Source organism: Phormidium sp. CCY1219 (assembly GCF_055795085.1).
In genome coordinates this window covers 1-9,372 of record NZ_JAYFEQ010000458.1, presented here as the reverse complement: position 1 = coordinate 9,372, position 9,372 = coordinate 1, and the positions used below count along the sequence as shown (strand labels likewise).

Annotated in this window: 8 protein-coding genes and 1 other RNA gene; 6 read left to right on the top strand and 3 right to left on the bottom strand. The window is 51.2% G+C overall.

Going from position 1 to position 9,372, the window contains the following annotated elements:
• Nucleotides 1–69: 69 nt before the first annotated feature.
• From AC0QH1_RS11155 to AC0QH1_RS11130, 6 genes are all read left to right on the top strand, one after another.
• A complete protein-coding gene (locus AC0QH1_RS11155; RefSeq protein WP_324631173.1) occupies nt 70–699 on the top strand; it encodes a TenA family protein in 630 nt (209 codons plus the stop codon).
• A 93-nt stretch (nt 700–792) separates the two neighbouring features.
• On the top strand, nt 793–1,095 hold the full coding sequence (locus AC0QH1_RS11150) for a DUF6464 family protein (RefSeq protein WP_324631172.1): 303 nt from the start codon (nt 793–795) through the stop codon (nt 1,093–1,095).
• Between the two features lie 61 nt (nt 1,096–1,156).
• On the top strand, nt 1,157–1,837 hold the full coding sequence (locus tag AC0QH1_RS11145; RefSeq protein ID WP_324631171.1) for a hypothetical protein: 681 nt from the start codon (nt 1,157–1,159) through the stop codon (nt 1,835–1,837).
• A gap of 303 nt (nt 1,838–2,140) precedes the next feature.
• An RNA gene (gene rnpB, locus AC0QH1_RS11140) (RNase P RNA component class A) lies at nt 2,141–2,516 on the top strand.
• 72 nt (nt 2,517–2,588) lie between these two features.
• Nucleotides 2,589–3,311: a ribonuclease III gene (gene rnc / locus AC0QH1_RS11135; RefSeq protein WP_324631170.1), complete on the top strand. Its 723-nt coding sequence runs from the start codon at nt 2,589–2,591 to the stop codon at nt 3,309–3,311.
• A 168-nt stretch (nt 3,312–3,479) separates the two neighbouring features.
• Nucleotides 3,480–4,562, top strand: coding sequence for a Gfo/Idh/MocA family protein (locus tag AC0QH1_RS11130; protein WP_324631168.1), 1,083 nt, complete (start codon nt 3,480–3,482; stop codon nt 4,560–4,562).
• Nucleotides 4,563–4,622: 60 nt separating this feature from the next.
• Here AC0QH1_RS11130 and AC0QH1_RS11125 read toward each other — a convergent pair whose 3' ends face one another.
• The 3 genes from AC0QH1_RS11125 to AC0QH1_RS11115 all read right to left on the bottom strand — a co-directional run bounded on the left by AC0QH1_RS11125 (nt 4,623) and on the right by AC0QH1_RS11115 (nt 8,738).
• The gene (locus tag AC0QH1_RS11125; RefSeq protein ID WP_324631167.1) at nt 4,623–6,644 is read right to left on the bottom strand and encodes a sensor histidine kinase; all 2,022 of its coding nucleotides are present in this window, start codon (nt 6,642–6,644) and stop codon (nt 4,623–4,625) included.
• Between the two features lie 215 nt (nt 6,645–6,859).
• Nucleotides 6,860–7,117: a hypothetical protein gene (locus tag AC0QH1_RS11120; protein WP_324631166.1), complete on the bottom strand. Its 258-nt coding sequence runs from the start codon at nt 7,115–7,117 to the stop codon at nt 6,860–6,862.
• A gap of 217 nt (nt 7,118–7,334) precedes the next feature.
• Nucleotides 7,335–8,738 (bottom strand): IctB family putative bicarbonate transporter, encoded by a 1,404-nt coding sequence (locus AC0QH1_RS11115; protein ID WP_324631165.1) that lies wholly within the window; start codon nt 8,736–8,738, stop codon nt 7,335–7,337.
• Between the last annotated feature and the right edge of the window lie 634 nt (nt 8,739–9,372).

The window sequence follows — 9,372 nt, the reverse complement described above, 5'->3', positions numbered from 1 at the left end:
GGGGAGAACTCCTCCCTACGCATAAATGACGAGGGTTTCCGTTCTCCCCCTTACCAACCCTAATTTCTGATGACACTTTCCAACAAACTTTGGCAAGCGAATCGAGACTTGGCGCAGGAGTGCATCGAACATCCATTCGTCCAAGGCATTGCCCGGGGAAACTTGCCCCGACACCAGTTTGCTTACTACGTCGGGCAAGATGCGTTTTTCCTCGAAGCCTTTGCCCGCGCCTACAGCATTGCTGCCGCAAAAACCCCCGACTGGGAAAGTTTTGAAGTCTTTCACCGTCTCGGTAGCGGCGTTTTGTCAGAGATTCACCTGCACCAAGGATATGCCAAACAGTGGAATATTGATTTTCAAGCGGTTAAACCGGGGGTGGCAACTCGTCGCTACACTGACTTTTTGTTAGCAACTGCCTGGAGTCAGTCAGTGGGGCTAACGGCGGTGGCGATGGCTCCTTGTATGCGCCTGTATGCGTTTTTAGGCCAACAACTCGCCGCCAACGGGATTGGCGATCGCCAGTATGCGGACTGGATTCACACCTATTCGGACGAGCAATTCGAGCAATTGGCCCGACAGCTCGAACAATTAGTGGATCGCTATGCCGCCTCCACTCCAATGGCGCATTCCACCTATCGCTATGCCATGCTCTGCGAGCGGGATTTTTTTCAAGCTGCCTGCGAAGTCCAAGACGGATAAAATGCCCATCGCAAAAGGGCATAAATTGAGAAAAATGCAGACCTATGCTTTGAGAATCCATCGCGTTTCCAAGACGATAAATCCGTGATAGCCGTGTTAGAAACACTTCTCGTTTTTGCAGTGGGAATAACGCCGCCGTTGCTGTCGGTATGGTTTATGCGAAAAGCCGAAGCCAGCGCCAGCGCGCGCCTGCGATCGGCTCAAGAAATCCCCATGATTAGAATTCCACAGCGCCATCCCTTACCGAACGATCGCCATTATGTAGAAGGAGTGGGAGAAGTGACCGGTGATGTCACCTGTCGCTTTAACGCGCGCTCTGCTTACCTGCGCTGTGCGGTCAATCCCGAAGGACCTTGTAAAGGTTGCAGCCACTATCAACCCACGGATAGTCGATAATGGGCGATCGCTTGCAACTTCGGAAATGCCCTAGAAAGAATTTCCCGAGCGCAAACGAAAAATGACGGGACTCGACGCCATAATTATCACCATTTACCTGCTGTGCGTGGGTACCGTGTTCTTGCGCGCATTCTCCTCCCTAATCCAGGCCAAATTTTTGATTCAATTAGAGCGCGCCTCCCTAGAACGACAACTGCACGCCCAAAATCTCCACAATTGGGTGAAAATTAACTTTAAACTGGCCGATCGCTACGAGTTAGACGAGTTACAAGAACTGGAGCTAAGTGTAGAAAACACTTCATCCGAGCGGACGATTTATATTGACTGGGACTCCAGCAGCGCGATCGATCCCGATGGAAGAGCGCAGCGCATCGTGCGCCTGACGCCCGGTACCACCTTCGATGTATTGTCCTCGCAAGTTTTTAGCGCGATCGCGCCGGGAAAAACCTTAAAAGAAAAGTTTACTACAGAATCCGCTCTCAAGCGCGACCCTGGCATCGGGACATTAAAACCTGTAGGTGGGTTAGTGAATTTGTCTAAATTAAAACCCGATCCCAAAAAAAAGATATCCCCTTCACAAAAAACCCTACCGACAGCGAGGTTTTCGATTCGCCTAGGGTTGCGAGTGGGTACGGGAGAAGCCCGAACCAGTCAGAATCCCTTTTATATCCTCAATTGTGAATTTATTGCCAAACAATTACCCTGGACCGCCAACCTTCCTTGGAACCAAAAAAAGAAATAGGGGAAGAAAAATCGCCAGAGACATTTTGAACTCATGCCCAGCGCAATAGCAGCCCAAAAATACTCCGCATAGGGGGAATTTGCGTTGACCAGAGAGTGGGATAAAGGGGGATTTTTTCACGTGAGCGATCGCCCGGAGAATACTGGAGAGGCGATCGCAACTCAAACGGCAAAATTGCGTCTGGTGCGCCTGAAGGTGCCCACCAGACAGCAAAACCAAAACTTGCCGCCAAAAATCTGGTCAGAAAAAAACGCAATTTCCTTGAGAAAAGCACAGGGAAGGATTAAAATAGAGAGTAGGGAGAGAGTTGGCCTTGGCAGTTGCGGATTCTTTCGCGAATCCGAGGAAAGTCCGGGCTCCCGAAAGACCGAACTTGCTGGATAACGTCCAGTGCGGGCGACCGTGAGGATAGTGCCACAGAAACATACCGCCTTCTTTACATGGTGAAGAAGGTAAGGGTGCAAAGGTGCGGTAAGAGCGCACCAGCACGATCGAGAGGTCGTGGCTCGGTAAACCCCGGTTGGGAGCAAGGTCGGAGGAACTATGGTTGGTCTTTTACCAGTTCCGCTGAGTTAAGAACCGCTCGAGGTGTCTGGTAACAGGCGTCCCAGATAGATAACTGCCCCATTCATTGCGTGCAGTGAATGGAACAGAACCCGGCTTATGTCCAACTCTCTCCCTATTTTTATTTTTAGAGCGTCAGCAACGAGGGAAAGGACTTCGAGAGGCTGGCAATTAACTTGAACGTTTTATGAGTGTGAGTTATCCGCAACGCCAACGGGAACTAGAAAAGCTGATCGAAAAATTGGGACTCCCGGATTCGGTGTCGGTGCGTTGGGATCTGCTGGAATTGGCGCTGACCCACCCGAGTGCTTCATCAGAGGAGAACTACGAGCAGCTAGAATTTATGGGGGATGCAGTGGTGCGCCTCGCCGCGTCAGAATTTTTGTTAGAGAGGTATCCCACAGCGCGGGTGGGAGAGATGGCGAAGATTCGATCCGTGTTGGTAAGCGATCGCATTTTAGCTCAGATAGCCGCCAGCTACGGGCTAGAGCGCTACCTGCTGCTCTCGCCCAGTGCGGCGGGCGATCGCTCCGGTCAGCAGTCGCGCTTAGCCGATGCGTTTGAAGCCCTGTTAGCGGTGCTTTATCTGAGTACCCACACCTTGGAACTGGTGCGTCCCTGGTTGGATTCTCATTTCCAACAGCTCGCCGAAGACATCCGCAAGGATCCCGCACTTCGCAACTATAAAGACGCCTTGCAAGAATGGACCCAACTGCACTATAAAGTTTTGCCGGAATATCGGGTGCGCGAAATTCATCCGCTTTCGCGTCGTCCGCATCGATTTAAGGCTGAGGTGTGGCTACAAGGGGAACGCAAGGGAGAAGGAAGCGGACGCAGCAAAAAAGCAGCGCAACAAGCAGCGGCTAAGGTGGCGTTTTTATCCTTGTGTTCCGAATCGGCGATTCCTTAAAAAGAGGTTTTCGGGTAATTTATGGTAGGGGGTGGATGAGGCATGCCTAGGCAGCAGGGGTTGTCATCGGGCAGCCCCAAACATCCCGGCGCGAGGCACAGCCCATTCACCGGATTGTGGCTGCGCCCGGATTCGAGCGGGAAAAGCTATTACCATAAAAAGCGATAAATGTCAAATCAAATTGGGATTGCAATTTTAGGTGCGGGTCGTTGGGGCGTGCATTTAGTACGAAATTTTTTAGAACATCCGCAAACGCGGGTGATGGCGGTGGTAGACCCCCATGCGGAACGGTTGAGTGCGGCGCGTACGCGCTTTAACTTAGATGAGAGTGTGGTACTCGCCACTGATTGGCAGGAGGTGAAGCAGCTACCGGCACTAGACGCCGTGGCGATCGCCACCCCCGCTTCCACCCACTATTCTCTGATTACCGAGGCGCTCAAACAGAATTTGCACGTATTCGCCGAAAAACCCTTAACCCTAGATTCAGGGGAATGCCGGGAACTGTGCCACCTTGCCCAACAACAGCGGCGAGTTCTGTTTATCGACCACACCTACCTGTTTCACCCGGCAGTGGAAGCAGGCAAACAGGTTCTAGATGCCGGACGTTTGGGAGAATTGCGCTATGGATATGCGACCCGCACCCATCTCGGTCCGATTCGTCAAGATGTGGATGCCCTGTGGGATTTAGGAATTCACGATATCGCCATTTTCAACAATTGGGTGGGGCAAAGACCCATTCAAGCCCAAGCCACAGGCAGAGTGTGGCTGCAAGAAACGCCGCAACGGATGGATAAAGCCGAATTATTTCCCCAAGGGTTGTCCGATTTTGTCATGGCGACCTTAACCTATCCCAATCAATTCCGCGCCTTCATACACCTGTGCTGGTTGAATCCGGATAAACAGCGGCGGTTGGCGGTGGTGGGGACGAAAGGAACGTTAATTTTTGACGAACTCTCCGCCGAGAGTCCGTTGGTGATTCAGCATGGAGAGGTAGAAGCGAGTAACGATCGCCTCATTCCCACCGGGTTAAGTCGGGAAGTGGTCAGTGTAGAAGCTGCCGAACCCTTAGGGCGGGTTTGCGATCGCTTCGTCCGATGCGTGGGCGAGAACTGCACTTCCGCCACATTTTCCCCTCTGGGTTCCGAACCCATTGCATCAGGGGCGATCGGCACCGAATTTGTCGTCATCTTGCAGGCGTTAAGCGAATCTGTTCGCCAAGGGGGTCAACCGATTGCCATTGGGCAAGACTAATTGTTTTGCCACCCAAGACAAAACCAGAAGGATGAAGCACGAAAGACTACCGATGAAACTTCACCCTTCATCCAGGCTGGCAGAAATCCTTTTTGCTTCCGGATCCTCCACATTTCCCTCAGATTCTAACTCCTCGCGCGACCAGAGTTTTAACACAGGCAAAGCCACTTCAACCGTGGTACCTTGACCAATTCCCTTACTGTGTAGCCGAATGGTTCCACCCATCAGTTCGATTAAGTTGCGAGAAATCGCCAGTCCCAAACCCGTTCCGCCATGCTTGCGCGTTCGCGTTCCGTCCACCATCACAAACGGCTGAAACAGTTTTTGCTGTTGTTCCGGGGCAATTCCAATTCCGGAATCTTGCACCGCAATTACCACCAACTCACCGCTGTTGCCATTTAATTCGGGGTCAGAATTGAGCGGGTGGATGGGAGTTTCGATGTAACTCGATAAGGAAATCCTGCCCGTATCGGTGAATTTAATCGCATTTCCGACTAAATTTAGCAGCGCTTGTTTGAGCTTCGCTGGATCTGCTTCCACCGTAATGGATTGGGAATTGGGGTTAACTTGTAACTGCAAACCCTTTTGCTGAATGGCACTTTCTTGTAGATCGACCACTTCTTTGAGAATCTGATTCACCTCCACCGGTTCTAAAACCACCGAGAGGGTACCGGCTTCAATTTTAGAAATATCCAGAATATCGTTAATGATATTGAGCAAGTGAATGGCTGCATCGTCGGCTCTTTGAAGAAACTCGGTTTCCTCGTTGCGGTCATCACAGCAATCATCTCGGACTAATCGAATGCAGCCGATTATTGCATTCAACGGCGTTCTCAATTCGTGAGAAATCGTTGCCAAAAATTCGTTTTTCAGTTGGTTGGCTGTTTTGGCTTCTTTCCAGGCGTTTTCCAACTCTTCTGCCCAAGTTTTTAGGCGTTCTACCATACTATTGAGTGCTTCAGCCAAGCGCTCGAACTCGCCGATTTTTAAGTTGCGGGGTACCTGCTCTGTGGTGGATTGACACTGGATGTTCAGGGCATAGTTTTCCAGTTTTTCAATCGGTAGTGCCAAGTCTCGGGTCAAATAGAGAGTGGCGAGCAGATTTGCCGCCAACAAACCCAAGATGAGGGTGACTAAAACATTTTGAATGTCTTTGAGTCCTGCTAGGGCGTTGTCTAGAGGAGTAACGGCGAGGATCACCCACTTGCGATCGCCCCCCGATAGGGGACTGGGAATTGCCGTATAGCCGGAGAGCAATTCTCTGCCTTGTTGGTCGAAGTTAAACAGGTGTAGAAACGCTTGGCGATCGTTCATCGCATTGTACAGGATACTGTTTAATCGCTGTGCATCTACTTCCTGGTCAATGTTGCGCCCGACTTTTTCCGGTTCCGTCCCATGTTCGAGAATGGTGCCATCTTGGTCGATCACTACCGTATAGCCAGTCAAAGAACCGGGTTGAATTTGGCGATCGCTGGCTCGCTGGCCTACGCTAGACTGGACGGTTAAGGCATAATCTGGCTGCGGTAGGGTTTCCGAGGAAAGGGGGTTAATATTGCCCACATAAACGGGGGCGCTGAAAAACAATTTGAGTTCCCCTTGCTCTTGCCCATTTTCCGGGTTTGGGATGTCGGTTTTGACCTGGATCGCAGAACCCTGGGATGGGAAAATCTCGGTGGCTTCTTGCCACAGATTTAATCGTTGCAAATCGATTTCGCGATCCGTACAGGTACTCGCGAGAATTTCATTCGTTTGTAAATTATTCAGTTGAACGCACTGCACTTTCGTGGGAAGGCGCTTTATCAATGTCTCGATATATTGTTGCGAGGCGGCTATAGAACCCGATTGCAGGGCTGTAGATTCGCTCGCGGTTAACAGGTTCGCTTGTAGCGCTGCGATAGAGGAGTGAATGCTTTCCCCTTTGCGAATCGCGCTTTCGGTGAGGTTTTGGCGAGCGGTTTCTAGAAGGCTAGAACGAGCTTTTCTATAGGTCACATACTCCCCTAATAGCAAAACAGGAACGCTGAGGAGTAAAATCCGTGACAGCAGGATACGGCGAAAGGAGGATTGACCTGGCTTAGACATAGGAAGTTTTTAACGATTGAGATGCACGCCTCGACGGTAACAAAGGTTCAACAGTCTCTAGAGGTTAGACCGCCATTCCTTGCCTATTTTACAAGGGAATGGTTGAACTGCTGTTACCGAGAGGACGAGGCTGCTACAAACATTCTTTCGTTGTCGTTAATACAATTTTATGAAACTGATTGGCACCCTGCTGGTTCTCCCGATTGGGGGAGACCTCATCGGATAACCGTGAGGGTAGATGAGGGAATCGAGGGGTGGTGAAACTGGCGGCTGGTTTTGGTTCTGGGATTGACAAAGGAATGGTTGTTGGAGGTCCAAGTTTCACCACCGAGGTCTGAGCGATCGCGCTTCGGGCGAGTGCTGTACTCCGATGGGTATTCGGCGTGCAGGCTACCCCTGCGGCGATCGGGCTTGTCGGTGTTGGGAGTCCCCTGCGGACGAGCTGCGGGGGGTGGTTGTGGATGCGCGTCCAAACAAAATTTCCCCCTATCTAAAAGGATAATGCTTTCTCCATCCTTTCGGCACATCCTGACGCCAACTAAAAACACTTGGTGCCCGCGATCGCCCCCATTGAGGGTGTAATTACCGGAATTTCAGGCGGGCAAATCAAGATTCCTAGGGGCAGGGAAGGGCAAAAAATCGCCACCGATTAAGAATTGAAAACTTTCGAATAAGTTGGTTGACTCATTCCTAATCGCTCATCCCATATTGGTCCTGGTGCGAGTGCCCGGGCGGCGGGGTGTAGTAACTGGCAATCAGCGCTACGGCTAACCACCAGAGGGTGTTGACTTGGGGTCGATACCAAACTGTGTCCACAGCCCCATGCGCCATCATTCCGCATACAATGGCGATCGCAGCTATCAACCAGTATCCTTCACCCCGATTCTCATCCCGCAGGCGCTTGAGTTGGGTCAAACCCTGATAAATACAGAGCAATACCAACCAGGCAAAAGCGGCTAACCCTATTAATCCCGTTTCTACTGCCGTTTCTAACACGATCGAGTAGGCGCTTAAGGCGGTGTATTTCGGTCTCATATAGAGGGGGTAAATTTTATTAAACGCCGCGTTGCCCGGCCCGATGCCGATTATGGGGCGATCGCGAATCATATCCAACACCGCCGCCCAGACGTTCATCCGAAAATTATTACTGCTATCTTCGCGCCCCGCAAAAATACTGGCCACCCGCATCCGCACTGGCTCCACAAACATCACCGCCAAAATCATGGCGCTGGCGATCGCCCCTAACACCACGGGCATGGCCCACTTTCTCCACCGTTGCGGCAGTTTGACGCTCCACCAATACCCCAACATCAGGGTTAAGGCGCAACCGGTGACCACAAAGCCAATCCAACCGCCGCGACTAAATGTCAGTATCAGACACAGGGAATTCACCACGGTCATGGTAATGGCAAGCGCTTTCGGCATCAGAGCGCGCCACGCAAAAATCGCGGCAATACTCAGGGCCACCGCCGGCAACAAATACCCCGCCAGCAAGTTGGGATTGCCTAAGTAACTGTACACTCGCGTCACTTTCGCTAGGGTGGATTCCGGATCGGTCCAGGTGGCAAGGGCATCGGCTCCATATCGCCACTGTCGCAGTCCTTCAATGCTCACCAATGTGGCAATATGCAAGTAAAGGGTAATTAACCTAGAGCGCCATCGGCGATCGCGCAGTACCTTTGCCATCAGGGCAAACAGCAGCAAGTACAATGTCAGCTTCGTCCACCCCACAAATGCCGCTTTCTTCACCGGGGACATGGCGGTGGCTACTGTGGCAATCCCCCAATACAACAACACCAACAGGTGAATTGGCGTAAAACCGCTTTGGCTATCGTCGCACAGGCTGATCAGCATCCAATACCCGCCGCAAGCAAGCAGCAATACCCCAATTAAGGTTGTGGACACAAACGGACTCAGGGCAAACAGGATGCTGATTAGTAACGCGGCGATCGGTTCTGCCCATTGCATCAAAATACTCCCCGGACGCAGATGCTCTAGGGAACCGATGACAGAGTGCAAGTAACTGGCGCTGCCCCACCGATACAGGGGCAAGTCGGAAACAAAACCCACTACAGGTTGAAAAATATTCCTCATCTGTTAAAACCGCAATGGAACCTGCTTTAAAACGTTACCTCAAATCCAAGCCGATCCCTGGTGGCATCGCTTGGGTCGGTCTGTGGGTTTTTCATCCCCGCCAATGTCTCAACCGGGTTGCAGTTGGAATTAAAAATTAAATTGTCAGGTGAAACCCACTACACCACCACACCCTCGATGTCAAGTGGTTCGTGCCGGATTGGCTCAGCCCAGATAATTAAGTCAAGATTTTTTTGTGATATAATAGTCCGTGAAACTCGGTGGTGCAGGCAGCACTGTTAAGCAATCTGTACATTGCACATCAGCCCTGCCTACACAAATAAGATTATTAAAACCGATTCCATTTTCTTTGTCAACCCTTTGCTCTAACAAGTTGCCAGCGCCAGATTAGGGACTGAACAAGTGGTGAATTAATTCCCACAGAGCGCTGCGGAGGGTGGGAGAAAGAGCGAGGAAAGGGGGGTTAGAACTCATCTGGTCAGTAGGTAAAAAAGGAAAGTAGAGACGCCGAAAAGCGTCTCTATAGAGTAGGTAAATTTTAGGCCACTGCCATGCTGATTGTCATCAGAAATTAGGGTTGGTAAGGGGGAGAACGGAAACCCTCGTCATTTATGCGTAGGGAGGAGTTCTCCCC

Bases quoted from the DNA above. Each gene is read 5' to 3' on its own strand.
- AC0QH1_RS11115 (WP_324631165.1), bottom strand. From the start codon at position 8,738: ATGAGGAATATTTTTCAACCTGTAGTGGGTTTTGTTTCCGACTTGCCC.
- rnc (WP_324631170.1), top strand. From the start codon at position 2,589: ATGAGTGTGAGTTATCCGCAACGCCAACGGGAACTAGAAAAGCTGATC.
- AC0QH1_RS11130 (WP_324631168.1), top strand. From the start codon at position 3,480: ATGTCAAATCAAATTGGGATTGCAATTTTAGGTGCGGGTCGTTGGGGC.
- AC0QH1_RS11125 (WP_324631167.1), bottom strand. From the start codon at position 6,644: ATGTCTAAGCCAGGTCAATCCTCCTTTCGCCGTATCCTGCTGTCACGG.
- AC0QH1_RS11145 (WP_324631171.1), top strand. From the start codon at position 1,157: ATGACGGGACTCGACGCCATAATTATCACCATTTACCTGCTGTGCGTG.
- AC0QH1_RS11155 (WP_324631173.1), top strand. From the start codon at position 70: ATGACACTTTCCAACAAACTTTGGCAAGCGAATCGAGACTTGGCGCAG.